This is a genomic window from Streptomyces sp. NPDC050534 (genome assembly GCF_044457745.1).
Taxonomy (GTDB): domain Bacteria; phylum Actinomycetota; class Actinomycetes; order Streptomycetales; family Streptomycetaceae; genus Streptomyces.
This window is the reverse complement of the sequence record NZ_JBITHF010000009.1, coordinates 84,874-98,158: the sequence shown is the minus strand read 5'-3', so window position 1 is coordinate 98,158 and position 13,285 is coordinate 84,874. Positions and strand designations below refer to the sequence as shown.

At 68.0% G+C, this 13,285-nt stretch carries 13 protein-coding genes; 4 read left to right on the top strand and 9 right to left on the bottom strand.

The window, feature by feature from the left end; all coding sequences use genetic code 11:
• Nucleotides 1-74: 74 nt before the first annotated feature.
• Both ACIBN2_RS28305 and ACIBN2_RS28300 read right to left on the bottom strand, forming a co-directional pair.
• Nucleotides 75-455: an ACT domain-containing protein gene (locus ACIBN2_RS28305; RefSeq protein WP_399138408.1), complete on the bottom strand. Its 381-nt coding sequence runs from the start codon at nucleotides 453-455 to the stop codon at nucleotides 75-77.
• Nucleotides 456-1,136: 681 nt separating this feature from the next.
• Nucleotides 1,137-1,985 carry a LysR family transcriptional regulator gene (locus tag ACIBN2_RS28300; protein WP_399138406.1) on the bottom strand — a complete coding sequence of 283 codons (849 nt, stop codon included), beginning with the start codon at nucleotides 1,983-1,985 and terminating at the stop codon, nucleotides 1,137-1,139.
• A gap of 104 nt (nucleotides 1,986-2,089) precedes the next feature.
• Here ACIBN2_RS28300 and ACIBN2_RS28295 point away from each other — a divergent pair, with 104 nt between their 5' ends.
• Entirely contained in the window at nucleotides 2,090-2,833 is a 744-nt protein-coding gene (locus tag ACIBN2_RS28295) for an SDR family oxidoreductase (protein WP_399138405.1), read from the top strand.
• Between the two features lie 456 nt (nucleotides 2,834-3,289).
• On the opposite strand, the gene ACIBN2_RS28290 is transcribed toward ACIBN2_RS28295, so the two are convergent.
• Nucleotides 3,290-3,487, bottom strand: coding sequence for a hypothetical protein (locus tag ACIBN2_RS28290; RefSeq protein WP_399138403.1), 198 nt, complete (start codon nucleotides 3,485-3,487; stop codon nucleotides 3,290-3,292).
• Between the two features lie 514 nt (nucleotides 3,488-4,001).
• On the opposite strand from ACIBN2_RS28290, the gene ACIBN2_RS28285 reads away from it, so the two are divergent.
• Together ACIBN2_RS28285 and ACIBN2_RS28280 are read left to right on the top strand one after the other, a co-directional pair.
• Nucleotides 4,002-4,616 carry a hypothetical protein gene (locus tag ACIBN2_RS28285; RefSeq protein ID WP_399138401.1) on the top strand — a complete coding sequence of 205 codons (615 nt, stop codon included), beginning with the start codon at nucleotides 4,002-4,004 and terminating at the stop codon, nucleotides 4,614-4,616.
• A 201-nt stretch (nucleotides 4,617-4,817) separates the two neighbouring features.
• Nucleotides 4,818-5,342, top strand: a complete 525-nt coding sequence (locus ACIBN2_RS28280; RefSeq protein ID WP_399138399.1) for a hypothetical protein — start codon at nucleotides 4,818-4,820, stop codon at nucleotides 5,340-5,342.
• A gap of 111 nt (nucleotides 5,343-5,453) precedes the next feature.
• On the opposite strand, the gene ACIBN2_RS28275 is transcribed toward ACIBN2_RS28280, so the two are convergent.
• Together ACIBN2_RS28275 and ACIBN2_RS28270 are read right to left on the bottom strand one after the other, a co-directional pair.
• Nucleotides 5,454-5,819, bottom strand: a complete 366-nt coding sequence (locus ACIBN2_RS28275) for a DUF4440 domain-containing protein (RefSeq protein ID WP_399138397.1) — start codon at nucleotides 5,817-5,819, stop codon at nucleotides 5,454-5,456.
• Between the two features lie 101 nt (nucleotides 5,820-5,920).
• Nucleotides 5,921-6,952, bottom strand: coding sequence for a saccharopine dehydrogenase family protein (locus ACIBN2_RS28270; RefSeq protein ID WP_399138395.1), 1,032 nt, complete (start codon nucleotides 6,950-6,952; stop codon nucleotides 5,921-5,923).
• A 107-nt stretch (nucleotides 6,953-7,059) separates the two neighbouring features.
• Here ACIBN2_RS28270 and ACIBN2_RS28265 point away from each other — a divergent pair, with 107 nt between their 5' ends.
• The gene (locus ACIBN2_RS28265; protein WP_399138394.1) at nucleotides 7,060-8,037 is read left to right on the top strand and encodes a helix-turn-helix domain-containing protein; all 978 of its coding nucleotides are present in this window, start codon (nucleotides 7,060-7,062) and stop codon (nucleotides 8,035-8,037) included.
• A 1,134-nt stretch (nucleotides 8,038-9,171) separates the two neighbouring features.
• On the opposite strand, the gene ACIBN2_RS28260 is transcribed toward ACIBN2_RS28265, so the two are convergent.
• The 4 genes from ACIBN2_RS28260 to ACIBN2_RS28245 form a co-directional block, all read right to left on the bottom strand.
• Complete coding sequence (locus ACIBN2_RS28260; RefSeq protein ID WP_399138391.1) at nucleotides 9,172-9,945, bottom strand: ATP-binding cassette domain-containing protein; 774 nt, start codon at nucleotides 9,943-9,945, stop codon at nucleotides 9,172-9,174.
• Complete coding sequence (locus ACIBN2_RS28255; RefSeq protein ID WP_399138389.1) at nucleotides 9,942-10,994, bottom strand: ABC transporter permease; 1,053 nt, start codon at nucleotides 10,992-10,994, stop codon at nucleotides 9,942-9,944. The genes ACIBN2_RS28260 and ACIBN2_RS28255 overlap by 4 nt, the downstream gene beginning before the upstream one ends.
• Entirely contained in the window at nucleotides 10,991-12,130 is a 1,140-nt protein-coding gene (locus ACIBN2_RS28250) for a sugar ABC transporter substrate-binding protein (protein ID WP_399138387.1), read from the bottom strand. Before ACIBN2_RS28250 ends, ACIBN2_RS28255 begins: the two co-directional genes overlap by 4 nt.
• Nucleotides 12,131-12,316: 186 nt before the next feature.
• Nucleotides 12,317-13,222, bottom strand: coding sequence for a U32 family peptidase (locus ACIBN2_RS28245; protein ID WP_399138385.1), 906 nt, complete (start codon nucleotides 13,220-13,222; stop codon nucleotides 12,317-12,319).
• Nucleotides 13,223-13,285: the final 63 nt, after the last annotated feature.

Genomic DNA, 13,285 nt, shown 5'->3' with positions numbered 1-13,285 from the left:
GATAGAGGCTCAGACCGTTGGTTGGTACGTGGCCGCTGCGTGATGGCTTCAACGCTTCTTCTGCCGCGGCTCAGTTACACGGCCACCTGGTGGCCGGCTCGGCGCAGTACGGCTACGGCTTCGTCAAGCTGGTCGGCCGGGACGAGCACGAGGTCGCCGTCGTAGCTCGCGGCGGTCCAGACCGGGAGTTCGCCGGCGGCGAGCGGGGCGACGATGGCGCTGAGCATCCCCGTCGCTTCCGGGTCGTGCGCGTCATCGCCGTTCCACAGCGCTGCCCATCCGTCTCCGGCCGTGTCGTCGCGGAGCATCGCCGCGCCCCCGTCCGGACCGAGCACGAGTGCGAGCAGGTTGGAATCGGCGGCGACCGCGTGGATGTCGGACACCCGCTGGAGAACGAAGCGGCCCTCGAGCACGCGCAGGTTCTGAGTTCGAGCCGTCGGCGTCGAGGCGGTCATGTGCCGCAGGCGCGGCTCACCCGGTGATGCAGGATCCGAATTCGCGTAATCACCTTGGCCGTTGCCGTCATGAGCCATTCAGTAGTCCTCCTGTCGCGTGACAGCCATCCCGCGTGCCGGCTTCAACGGGCTACACGGACAGGGATTTGTCACGATCGAACCGATCCGTACTCGTGATCGCCAGTATGCACGGACTGAGCGTGATCCTCGACGCCGAGTTCCTGGCTGCCACCAGCTGCGGCACGACGGCGTTCGGCACCACTGACCGCCCTCGCGCCTGAGGACGGTCGCAGAGCTTGTCCCTCATCCAATTGCCCGTCCCCGGCCGGATTGTGATGCTCGACCAGGGGTCTGGTTGGGCGTTCGTTCTCCGGTGCCAGAGCGGCCTTGAGAGCCGCGTGTATGCGTCCCGGGATGATGACCGTGATCGTCTATCCGCGACGTTATTGCGTCCTTTCCAACCTGCCGATGTGCCCGCGTGTTGTGAGCCGAGGCGCGATAGGTGTCACCACGGCAGGCTTGTTGTCACTTCGCGTCGGAGTCTGGCTGTGCCAGGGGCCTGGTTCCGGCAACGCCGGTGCAGGCCAGTCACCTCGTACCGCACGATGTGTCGGGAGCTGATGGCAGACCGGACGCCGTCCCCGAAATCCAGCACGGTGTCCCGGCGTTCACCGCCGTCGGTCACAGGGCAGTGGCGGCGCGGACCAGCCCCGCGACCGCCGTGGAGCGGCTGTGTGGGGGCCAGGCGATGACCGTGGTGACGTGGGGGGCGTCGGGGACCGGTACGGCGGTGAGGTCCTCGCGCAGGCCGGTGCGGCCCGACTCCGGCACGACCGCGCAGGCGCGGCCGAGGGCGATGAGCTGGGTGAGTTGCGTGTGGTCGCGTACCTGCGGTCCGGGGCCGTCCGGGAAGGTGCCGTCAGGGCGAGGCCAGCGGGGCAGGGGCAGGTCGGGAAGCTCGGTGACCTCGGCGAGCCGCACGTGGGGGCGGGCGCTGAGAGGGTGGCCCGCCGGGAGGATCGCGACCTGCCCCTCGGAGTGCAGGTCCTCGGTGTCGAAGCCGGCCGTGTCGTCGAATGGCCGATGCAGCAGGGCTACGTCGGCCCGGCCGTCGTGCAGCAACCGTGCCTGCTCGCCCGGCCCGCACAGCACGACGTCCACGGCGACGGCGCCGGGCTCGGCGGCGTAGGCGTCGAGGAGTTTCGCCAGCAGTTCACCGGAGGCGCCCGCCTTCGCGGCCAGGACCACGGCGGGGCGGCCGGTCGCCGCGAGGGCGGCCCGGCGGGTGCGCCGTTCGGCGGCCTCGACGGCGTCCAGCGCCGCCCGCGCCTCCCGCAGCAGCACCGCCCCTGCCCCGGTCAGGGCGACACCCCGGCTGCCGCGCTCCAGCAGGAGGGTGCCCAGGCGCCGTTCGAGCGCGCCGATCGCCCGCGACAGCGGGGGTTGGGCGATCCCGAGCCGCTGCGCGGCCCGGCCGAAGTGCAGCTCTTCGGCGACCGCGACGAAGTACCGCAGCTCACGTGTCTCCACCCCGCCAGCCTAACCGGGACGGCCAGGAGCAATACCCGGGCGGTATCGCCGGCCACCCAGTCGGTCTTGGACGCCCTGCCCGGCGGGGGAGAAGTATCGATGTCATGAGTGAGACGAACACCGTGAACCACCACAAGGTCGCGCTGGTGACCGGGGCCAACAAGGGCATCGGGTACGAGATCGCCGCCGGGCTCGGCGCCCTCGGCTGGTCCGTCGGAATCGGCGCGCGGAACGAGCAGCGGCGCGAGGCCGCTGTGGACAAGCTGCGCGCGGCCGGAGCCGACGCGTTCGGCGTGCCGCTGGATGTGACCGACGACGCCAGCGTGACAGCGGCGGCTCGGCTGATGGAGGAGCGGGCCGGGCGGCTCGACGCGCTCGTCAACAATGCGGGGATCACCGGCGGCGGACCGCAGGAGCCCACCACGGTCGACGTGAACCGGGTACGGGCGGCCGTGGAGACCAACGTGATCGGCGTCATCCGCGTCACCAACGCCCTGCTTCCTCTGCTGCGCCGCTCGCCGTCGCCGCGGATTGTGAACGTCTCCAGCAGCGTCGGCTCCCTCACACTCCAGACCACGCCTGGAGCCGAGACGGGCCCCATCGCCATCGCCTACGCTCCGTCGAAGACGTTCCTCAACGCCGTCACCGTGCAGTACGCCAAGGAACTGGCCGACACCCACATCCTGATCAACGCCGTCTGCCCCGGCTTCACGGCGACCGACCTCAACGGCTTCCGGGGAGTGCGCACCCCCCAGCAGGGCGCAGCCGCCGCGATCCGGCTGGCCACCGTATCGGCCGACGGGCCCACGGGCCGCTTCTTCGACGACGAGGGAGAGGTGCCCTGGTGACGCGCTTCCGGTTCGCGCCGCCCCGGGGAGATGGCGCATGCACTTCCTCGTGACCAGCGCCGTCACGCTATCTCGCTACGGCCGTCGAGCCCGAGCCGCCGGCGGACCACGAGGTGAGGGATCGAAAGGCACCGGGCGTCTGTGACAAGTAGCCTGCCTTCCAGGTGACAACCAGGCTGCTTCGGCCCGGCCCTTCTGCCAGCCCTTTCGGCTCCGCCGGTGACAACTATCGGGCCTCGGCACAGTTGGACGGTTCAGCGAAGCGGCGAAGCTCCTGGTAGACGGGTTCTCAACCAAGATCACCCGTAATGCCAGGAGCTTTGCGTCCTTGTTTGCCCGTCGTCGATCGACCTGTCCAGTCGCACTCTGCGGTACCTGACCGGGCAGCTCGCCGGCCGCCGCAGGGCGGACATTGCCGATTTCCCGGGCTCCGGGCTCGTAGGCCCCAGCGGCCGCCTATTGGTAGCAGGGGGACCCGCACCGGACGGTGAGAGTGCCATGGTCGCTGGCTGGCGTGGGAGTGGTGTGGTGGGTGATGGTGGGCGTCTTGCTGGTTTCCCAGGGCATGGGGGCGGCCATGGCCTGGGGGGCGAGGGTGGTGAAGGCTGCGGTGGCCACGAACACGGCGGCAACTGCTCGCTTGCGTAGGTGCATTGGTACTCCTTGATCGATGATGGGCCAGGAGTTCGGCTGCTGGAGCTCGAGCCGAGCCTCTCGTCGGTCACTAGGACTGCCGTTCAGGGCGGTCGGCTTTGGAGTGCACGTCGTGCCGCTTGCCGCACCATCGTGCTGGCGTCCCGGGTACGCGAACAGCTCACCCACAGTTCACGTATGGCCGGTTCGCATCCCGAGGCTATGGCCGGGTGTTGCTGCCGCAGATCGGCCACGGGATCGATCTGGCACTGGGAACCCAGGAGGATCAAGGCATGGCCTCCTCCTTGCGGAGGGGGCGATGCCGTAGACGCTATGTCTTACCAATCGCGCTACCAGCGCATGCCGAGGGCATCCATGTCAGCGCGCCGCGCAGCGCCGCGCAGGGCTCGGCTTCGCGGTCCCGCACCGGGTGTTGTCGAGAAACGTCAGTGACCACCGTCCTGGCGACCGCGATGCTGGGTGTCTGGATCACCCCCGGTGGCGGGCCGGCCCCGGGCAGTAGACCATCGGTTCGATGTGCTTCGCGGACTCCGCACGAGCCCTGCTGGAACAAGCCGCTGAACGCACCTTCGATGAAACCGGCTCGACCGCGGCGCACCATGAAGGGAATCATGGACGTGTGATGTCGACCGAAGCAGCAGCACTCGCCCTACAGGACCATGCCGTCCTCCGGAGCATGGGCGAGATCTGTGCAACCGATGTCGTCACTGCGGCCTGTGATGCGCTCGTCGCCGGCCTCGACAGTCCCGCCCTGCGGATGCTGGCCGCGTGCACACGCGCAGAGGCGAACTACGACGTCCCCGATCTCCTTCCCCAAGCACTCGACGAACTGGGCCTCACCTTCTACCCAGTGGGCAGCCTTGCCGGACAGGAAGCCGCCGCACGAGCACTCGCCGCACGAATGCTGGCCGGCGAGTTGACGCCACGCGACCTGGTTTTCCGGATCCACCAGCGCTTCGGCCACGAACTGCCCCTGGCCGAACGACTCGCCAACCTGGACGACGAGTACGACATCCTCGAGTACGGCGACAGGACACCGGCACAGGTCGACGCCGACGTTGTGGCCGAGGCTCTTCGGCTCACTCAGCATCGTCGTGCTACCCCCGAACCCACGGATCCACTGACCTGAAGCACGCCGGTGGATCCTTGGCTTCGCACGGACGAGACATCGGTTTCCGTGAACCCACGGGGCTCTGCGGCCCCGGTACTGGTGGCCGCGGGCGCCTATTCAACTACCGCGTGTAGACCCGTCCGGCTCTGGAGCTGCCACTGACCGTGACGTCTGGCAGGGGGCGGGGCTGGTGTCAGAGGGATCCGGTTGGATGAGCCCGTGACTGTCTATGACGTAGCCAGACGGCTTCCCACCATCGCCGAGCTGCGGGACCTGTGCCGCTCGCTTGCGATGCTCGACGCGATCCTGAGCCCGGACTGGGAAAGCCGGTACTACCCCTTCAACGCCACTTGGGCTGAAGGCGAGGAAATGGCCTCGATGCGCAACGGGTCGGGAGACGAGTATTCCATCGTGTTCTCGGCGGCCGGGGTCTATGTCCGCGGCTTCGGCCACGAATCGCCGATGAGCCCATATGGCCACGACGGAAAGCCCAGGCCGGCAGTGATCGACGATGTTCCGGACGTCTTCAAGCCCTTGGTCGAGGAGGCTGCGTTCACCGACGAGGACGGCGTGCCCGTCGTGACGGCATTAGTCGGAACAGACCTGTCGCCCCATCAGGGTCGGTGCGGTTCAAGGGGAAGTCGATCGTGCCGTGGCGCCACTGATCGTCCGTCATCTCCCGCCAAACGCGCCGGCAACGGGACCCGCAAGCTGCACTGCACACGCGGGCCCGACCTGGGGTAGTGGCGCGCGAAGCGCCACGGGCGGGCGACTTGGCAATGCGCCCGCCTTGGTGAAGACGATGCCTCGGTCGGCTGGGCTATCGCCGCCCCTGCGGGCGGTGGGTTCACTCGCTCAAGCGGTCAAAGTGCCCTGATGGAAATACATCCGCCAGCCCGTCTCCGTCAGACGCCACAACGAGCTCCGCCATGCCCGACGGCCTTGGTTGTCGGCGAAGTACGTGAGATGAACGACCCCAGGAGCAAGGACGACTCCGGACATCTCACTGACCTTGACCGGAGACTCCGCGGATACCGAGCCGCTGCTCGTCACCGTGAGCACTGACGTCATATCCCACCGGCGCCCAGAAGCCCCGATCTCGGTCCAGTCCGGGTCCAAGAGCTCCAGGACCCGGTCCGGTGAAGCGCGAACCTCGGGATCGAGAAGCCGCATCTCCCCATCGATGGCCGCCTGCACGGCCCGCTCGCTCTCATCCGTCATGCAGAAACCCTACGGAAGCTGCCGGGCAAGGCACAGTGAATTGATCAAGCGAGAAGGGCGCCCGAGCCGAGGCCTGGCCTGCCGGAAGAACGGCCTGCCTGCTACCGGCACAGCTCCACGGCAATGTGCGGGGACAGCGCACGGAGGAAGTCGGGCGCGTCGAAGATCGCACCGGCGGAAGCGACACCGACCGTTCTGGTCCGTCCCGTGAGGATGCGGTCAACCGCTTCCACAACGAGCGGCGCCGTGACGGCGTAGATGTCCTGCCCCCTCGCCACGGCGCGCCGTTCGCTGCTGCCGGAGCGCACGATCACATCGGCGAGGAAGGTCTGCGCGGACCGCCCGCGCTCGTCGACTGCGGCGGGTTCCGGTGTGTCCGAGGCCGCCATGTCCCTGGCTGCCTCGAGAGACATGTAGGTGCGTACTTCGGGGATGGTCAGGTGGCTGGGAAGCGTGACGACGTCGGCCATCGTGAAATCCCCGATGACAGCGCGGGAGCCCAGCGGTTCGGGGAAGGGCCACTGCACGGACGGCAGGTCGTCCTGGTGGTACTGCAGGCGGCCATTCCGGTAGCGAACGCTTCGGCCGTCCCGCCGCTCACGGGAGACCGCTCCCGCGCTACGTGTGCCTGCGGTGGGGTGCCAACCGCTCAGCCCGTACGCGATGTGCGCCTCGTCGGCCGCCGTCCAGTCGCCCATGGCAGCGGTGGCCAGCAGATCGCCGAGGCCGCCGTAGAAGGCCATGGCGGGGACGATCACCGTCTTCGAGGCGCGGGCACGGTCCGTGAAGTTGGTGAACGTATCGACGTTGGCCTCGATCTCGGCCGCCACATCCACATAGGGGATACCGGCGCGCAGTGCCGCCTCGATCACGGGGGCCGCCGTCGTGGCGAAGGGGCCGGCGCAGTTGATCACGGCCGCAGCGCCGGCCAGTGCGCGGTCGAGGGAGACCGGGTCGGTGACCGACGCCGGGCGGGCGTCCACTCCGGATTCCAACTCCGCCAGCACCTTCAACTTGTCGGCGTCGCGGCCGGAGAGAACCGGGACGAACCCGCGATCCAGCAGCTCTGCCACCACAAAGCGCCCGGTGTGCCCGTACGCGCCGTACACCGCGACCTTGAGACCCGCCGTCATGGATGTTTCCTTTTCGAGTGATCCGCTCAGACCCGTCGCGATCACCCTGACAGGACGGCTGGCCCCACACGAGTGTCTGGAACGCCACGCCCCATACAATTCCGGACATGGACACTGTCGCGCTGGCCGTTACCGACGGGATGCTCCACTTCGAGCTGGCCCTGGCGTACGAGGTCTTCGACGCTGCCCCGGCCGGAGTGGCGGGCCCTTGGTACGGCGTCGTCGTCTGCGGGCCAGGCCCGGTGCGGGCCGGCCGGTTCCTGCTCGAACCCGACCACGGCTTCGACCGGCTCCCGCAGGCCGACACCGTGATCGTTCCGGCCTTGGCCGACGTCGACGAGGCCCCGCCCGCCGACCTCGTCGACGCGGTGCGCGCCGCCCACGAGGCAGGGGCACGCGTGGTCTCCCTGTGCACGGGGGCCTTCGTACTGGCCGCCGCCGGCCTGCTCGACGGGCGCCGGGCGACCACACATTGGGCGCACACCCAAGCCCTGGCCGCCCGCTACCCACAGGTCGAGGTGGACCCGGACGTCCTTTACGTGGACAACGGCAGCGTGCTCACCTCCGCAGGCAAAGCCGCCGCCATGGACCTGTGCCTGCACCTCGTCCGCCTCGACCACGGCTCGTCGATCGCCAACGCGGTCGCCCGCCGCCTGGTCGTGCCACCACAACGGGACGGCGGACAGGCCCAGTTCGTCACCACCCCGGTCCCCGCCCCGAACCACCACCCCCTCGCCCAACTGTTCCCCTGGGTGCTCGAACGGCTGGACCAGCCGCTGACCGTTGAGGACCTGGCCCGCCAGGTGCGGATGAGCTCGCGCAACCTCGGCCGCCACTTCAAGGTCGCGACCGGCACCACCCCCTTGCAATGGCTGCTGACCCAACGAATCCGCCGCGCCCAAGAGCTGCTGGAGATCACCGACGAAAGCATCGACACCATCGCAGCGGCCACCGGCATGGGCACCGCCACGACGCTGCGCCGGCACTTCAACCGCACAGTCGGCGTGCCTCCCGACACCTACCGCCGCACATTCCGTTCGAGAAACCGCTCTGGCCTCGACGAAGGCGAGCGTCACCACGTCTGATGCGCGCGGGGCGCTCCATGCCGGCCAACGCGGTGACCGGGCACATCGACCTGACGGCAAAGACCTCCGCCGCGGTGCGCACCGCCCCGGACCAACTGCTGCGGCGCTACGCCCCCGGCGGGGAACCGGTCGGGATCTCCTGTCTCGCCAGGGGCACGGACTCGCTCTTCGCCGAGGCCGTGCTCGCTGTCGGCGGCCGGCCGGCTGTTGTCAGCCCCTCCCGGGACCAGCGGCGCGCTCGGGTGCCGCCCGGACACGCGCCCCACTCGGATTCAGTGCGTGACGACCGCTGGTGGGACATCTCAGCTCCAAGCGTCTTCATCCCGCATCCATGGCTGAGTTCTGCGGGCCTCGCATGTTCGGCGAACGTGATCGTGCCAAAGCATGGAGGGGCGGATGTCGAGGGTGTCGCCGCAGGGCGGAGGGACGTAGGCGTCGATAGTTGAACGTGTTCAAATTTGATGAGAGCATCGGACTCAACTGCTCTGAGGGGGGCGACGATGAACCACATGAACCACGAGCCGGCGCGTCAGTGGGCGACGACTGCAGGAGGATCCGCGGGGCTCCTGCCCATGTGCCTGCTGTGGGCGACGGCGGTTGCTGTCAGTCCGTGGCTGCCAGAGACCGTGGGCATCCTGGACATGACGGGTGTTAGCTCCTTCCTGAGCATGCTGATCTGCGGATTTGTACCGTCTTTGTTGTTGGGGGCGCTCCTCGGGCGGGCTCGCGCCTGGGGGCTACTGGCAACGTGTTGCGCTGCGGGGCCGTGCCTTTGGAGTCTCGACCTCACGGTCTTCAGCGATCCCGATGTCCACTCATCGAACGTGTTTGCAGTCGCTTTCGCTGGAGTTTTGGGCTTGGTGCTCGTCATCGCCCCGCTCATGGGGGGTGCGGCGGCAGGTCGGCTCTGCCATCGCCTCTGTGCGGCTCAGTGAGTAAGCAACGACTCTGCGGCAGGGTTGCCTTGAGGTTTCCTTCGCTTGTCCCGACTCCGCACAACTCGGTAGGGGCCCAAGTCTCCATCGATCCCGCAGCGGTTGACCGCGAAGGATGCCGGGGTCCTGGCTCGGTGGCCGCCAGTTCCCCGTCAGTCCTGAGGCGCACTTGCCGCGGGGTGGCTGTGCCCGAAGGCGCCTATTGGGTCCGTGACCTCCGGTACTCCTCGACCACCAGGTCGGTCAGCTCGGCCACCGACGTTTGCGACGTGCGCTTGTCGAAGGTGATTTCGCCGTGCTGAAGCAGGTTGACCCGGTCGCAGACCTCGAAGACCTGGGCGTAGTTGTGGGCGATGATGATGACGGAGACCTCGCCGCGGGCCTTGAGGTCGTTGACCAGGTCGAGGATGAGCGCGCCTTCCTTGGCGCCCATCGCGGCCAGGGGCTCGTCGAGAAGGAGGATCCTGGCCTCGGAATAGACCGAGCGGGCCACGGCGATGGCCTGGCGCTGGCCGCCGGAGAGCTTGGCGACCTCGACGTCGACCGACGGGATGTTCACCCCCATCTCGGCCAGGTGCTCCTGGGCGATCTTGCGCATCGCGCGGTTGTGCAGCAGCCGGATGCGGTGGATCATCTCCCGGTTCAGGAACATGTTGTGATAGACCGTCAGCTCGTTCACCAGCGCCAGGTCCTGGTACACCGCGTCGATGCCGAGCGAGCGGGCATGGTCGACCGACTTGAGCGTCACCTCCTCGCCGCTCAGGAGGATGCGGCCGGCGTCGGGCCGGTGGAAGCCGCAGAGGATCTTCAACAGGGTTGACTTTCCAGCACCGTTGTCACCGACAAGGGCGAGCACCTCCCCCTTGTTCAGGCGCAGGTTCACATCCCGCAGCGCGGTGACCGCGCCGAAGCCCTTGGCCACGTGCTCCACGGAGAGCGCCGGTGTCGGCGTCGGCCCGGTCATCGCGCTCATCGGCGGCCTGCCCTTCGCAGTCTGGTCAGGTACACGTTGAGCACCATGGAGAGGATGATCGCCGCACCGAGGATGATGTTGAACGGGTTGGCGTTGATGCCGATGAGGTTGAACCCGTTGCGCAGTTCCGCGAGGACGAGCGCGCCGAGCAGCGCTCCGACGACCGTCCCCGAGCCGCCGGCCAGCGCCGTACCGCCGATGACCGCGGCGGAGACGGCGGTGAACATCGGGGAGGCGCCATCCGCACCCGCAGCGGTCGGGTCGATCGAGTCGACGCGGAAGGCCTCGAGGATGCCGGCGAAGGCCCCGAGGGCGCTGGTGGCCATGAAGTTGCCGAACTTGATGCGGCCGGTCCTGATGCCGGCCTCGCTCGCGCCGAGCGGGTTGCCGCCGGTGGCGATGGTGTACAGGCCCCAGCGCGAACGAGTGAGTACCACGTGGAAGTACGCGATGATGATCAGGCACCAGATCAGTTCCGACCAGTCCGACTGCCCGAACCAGCCACGCACCCCGTGTGCCGCCTCGGGGATCTGCGCCGGGTACGCGTGCGACGTGGTCAGCATGATGCCCAGGATCAGGAAGAGCATGCCGAGCGTGGCGACGAACGACGGCACCTTGAGCACGACCACCACGAAGCCGTTGACGAGACCGATGACGGCGCCGGCCAGTATCGAGCCGATGATCGCGACGATCGGGTACGTGCCGTAGTAGTCGATCATGTAGTGCATCAGGAACGGCGACAGCGCGAAGACGGCGCCCACCGACAGATCGATCTCCCCGCTGACCAGCAGCAGCACCATGCCCGCCGCGATGATCGCGTACGGTGCCGTCTGCTGGGAGAGGTTGACCAGGTTGTTGCGGGCCAGGAAGTCCGAGTTGTTGGACCAGAAGTACAGCAGCAGGCCCACCGCGACGATGAAGATGGTCGCCTCGCGGCGGATGACGAACGCCTCGAAGGCCAGGCGCAGCGGGCCGTGCCGCCTCGCCGGCGGGGTGCCGGCCGTGGTGGTCTTCGCGCCGGTCGCGTCCTGCACGGTCCGCTCGCTCATGCGTGTGCGATGGCGCCGGAGCGCTTGACCAGCTGCTGCTTCGTGCTGGAGCCCTCGTAGCGGGTCGTGGTCTGCAGATAGGGGTCGACGTTGTCCTTGGTCACGAAGAGCAGGCCGGTGTCGGTGACACTCGGGATCACCAGTCCGCCGGACAGCTTGTACATCCACAGGTAGAGCACGCTCAAAAAGCCCTGCAGATAAGGTTGTTGGTCGATGGTGAAGTCGAGGTCACCCGCTTTGATCGCGGTGAGGGTGTTCGGGTTCAGGTCGAAGCCGCCCGCGACCACGCCCTTCTTCTTGAGGCCGTACTTCTTCACGACCTTGCCGACGCTCTCCGTCGAGCCGGCGTCGACCGCGAACAGGCCCTTGAGGCCTTTGTGTCCGCTGACATACGCGTCGATGGTCGACAGCTCCTGAGGAAGCTCCGCGCCGCTGGCGACCGACTTGAAGTTGATCGACTTGCCGGATGCCTTGATGGCGTCGGTGGCCCCGTCGATGCGCGGCTGGATGTTGAGTGCGCCCGGGGTGGCGATGAACCCGACCGCGTCCCCGCCGGAAGGCATCAGCGTGGAGATGCGGCGGCCCAGCTCGACCCCGGACTGGTAGAGGTCCTGCCCGACGTAACAGAGCCGGCTCGTCCCCGGATCCCCTTTCGCCCCGTCCGCGTTGTACGAGAGGGTCGGGATTCCGGCGTTCAGGGCTTTGTCGACGGGCGACGTGAAGGCGTTCTTGTCGACGACCGCTATCGCGATGCCGTCGGCCTTCGCGGAGACGGCCGAGCTCATGGCACTGACCATTTCCGGGACGCTCGAGTCCTTCGAACCGGTCCACTGGAACGAGGCGTTCAGGAGCGCGCAGGCGTCCGCCGCGCCGTATTGCGTCGGAGTGAAGAACGGGTTCGTCGTGACGTGATTGACGAACACGAACCTCCACTTCGGTGTCTTCGGGAAGTCGCCGACACCGTCGCCCGACTTGTTGTCGTTGCTCTTGTTGCCGGCTGAGCAGGCGGACAACAAGGCCGCCGCCGCAGCCGAGGCGCTCACCATTCCGGCGCCGCTCAGCAGCCGTCGCCTGGCCAGCCCGTTCAGGCTGAGCGTGTCGACGGCCTCTTCCACCTGCGGATCGATCTTCTTCATGATCACTCCGGCGCGCTCGGCCCATGCTGCCCGATATTTCGAACGGCGTTCGGCATGTTTGGTGGGGCTGAACGTAGAACTGGCCTGATAGGTCGTCAAGGCCCTGAGCGGGCTACGGTTTCGCCAAGATTTGTACGTAGATCGCTTGCCCCGCCCTACCCACTTCGGCGCCTACGCCGTCATCGGTCAGGGGCTGGCCTTGGCCTCCGGATAGTGCCGGCGGAGCACGGAAAGACCGATCGCCGCCCGCCGTACGCGCTCGCGTGCGGTCGCCACGGCCACGTCGGCAAGGTGCGCTCCGGAGGGATACAGCGACGGCGCGTTCCGTACCGTGAACTTGAGGTGGACAGGAGCCGCCACGCGCACGAGGGCCGGTATCTCGTAGTACCGGACCACGCCGCCGAATTCGTCGGCGCTCTCCACATAGACGTCCAGAGGTACGTCGACCGCGCTCCGGATCGCCGCCATCTGGGCGAGGGTGAGATCGATCGGCAGGTTGATCGTGGTGACCCCGAGGTCCTCAAGGACCCGTGCCGCCGCGGGATTGGCCGTCGGCATCGATATCGACGCCTTGATCCCCAGGTCCGGCGGCAGGTCGCCGGCCTGCCGCATGCGACCGAGGACCCACAGCTGGCCGATGTCGGCCACGAGCACGCTGCGCACGCCGAGGTCGCAGCCCCGGATGACGTCCTCGACCCCGTATGCGAGCTGGTCGGCGCCGCGCAGCACCGCCGCCGCACCGCCACCCGCGGCGGACGCGGCCTGGATGCCGATGTCCCAGCCGCCGCGTGGTCCGACGAAGAGGCAGACCTCCACGTCGTGTTCGCGGCCGAGTGCCACCATCTGCTCGATCTCCGAGTCGGCGAGGAGCATCATGCCGCTGCCCTGGCTGATGCGGTGTAGCCGGATCCCGTGCCGCTCGGCCTCGTCCATCACCGCCTGGAACGGCCCTGGGCCCTCGACCGACGGAATCTCCACCCGGTACTGCCCGCCGTCCGGGAAGCGCTTGTCCGAGTCGGGCAGTTCCCCGAGGTCCCGCTCCGGCAGCCCGAGCGCGGACAGCGACCGCCGTGACCTTTCCATGCCGTCCATCTGGACCTTCTTTCGATCGATATTTCGAACTTTGTTCGGCATCGCTGCGCTTGGACGGTAGGC

What these genes read in the sequence shown, in the direction of transcription:
- ACIBN2_RS28245 (WP_399138385.1), bottom strand. Translation starts at nt 13,222, where the DNA reads ATGGACGGCATGGAAAGGTCACGGCGGTCGCTGTCCGCGCTCGGGCTG.
- ACIBN2_RS28250 (WP_399138387.1), bottom strand. Translation starts at nt 12,130, where the DNA reads ATGAAGAAGATCGATCCGCAGGTGGAAGAGGCCGTCGACACGCTCAGC.
- ACIBN2_RS28285 (WP_399138401.1), top strand. Translation starts at nt 4,002, where the DNA reads ATGTGCTTCGCGGACTCCGCACGAGCCCTGCTGGAACAAGCCGCTGAA.
- ACIBN2_RS28290 (WP_399138403.1), bottom strand. Translation starts at nt 3,487, where the DNA reads ATGCACCTACGCAAGCGAGCAGTTGCCGCCGTGTTCGTGGCCACCGCA.
- ACIBN2_RS28275 (WP_399138397.1), bottom strand. Translation starts at nt 5,819, where the DNA reads ATGACGGATGAGAGCGAGCGGGCCGTGCAGGCGGCCATCGATGGGGAG.
- ACIBN2_RS28255 (WP_399138389.1), bottom strand. Translation starts at nt 10,994, where the DNA reads ATGAGCGAGCGGACCGTGCAGGACGCGACCGGCGCGAAGACCACCACG.
- ACIBN2_RS28295 (WP_399138405.1), top strand. Translation starts at nt 2,090, where the DNA reads ATGAGTGAGACGAACACCGTGAACCACCACAAGGTCGCGCTGGTGACC.
- ACIBN2_RS28265 (WP_399138394.1), top strand. Translation starts at nt 7,060, where the DNA reads ATGGACACTGTCGCGCTGGCCGTTACCGACGGGATGCTCCACTTCGAG.
- ACIBN2_RS28270 (WP_399138395.1), bottom strand. Translation starts at nt 6,952, where the DNA reads ATGACGGCGGGTCTCAAGGTCGCGGTGTACGGCGCGTACGGGCACACC.
- ACIBN2_RS28260 (WP_399138391.1), bottom strand. Translation starts at nt 9,945, where the DNA reads ATGAGCGCGATGACCGGGCCGACGCCGACACCGGCGCTCTCCGTGGAG.
- ACIBN2_RS28305 (WP_399138408.1), bottom strand. Translation starts at nt 455, where the DNA reads ATGACCGCCTCGACGCCGACGGCTCGAACTCAGAACCTGCGCGTGCTC.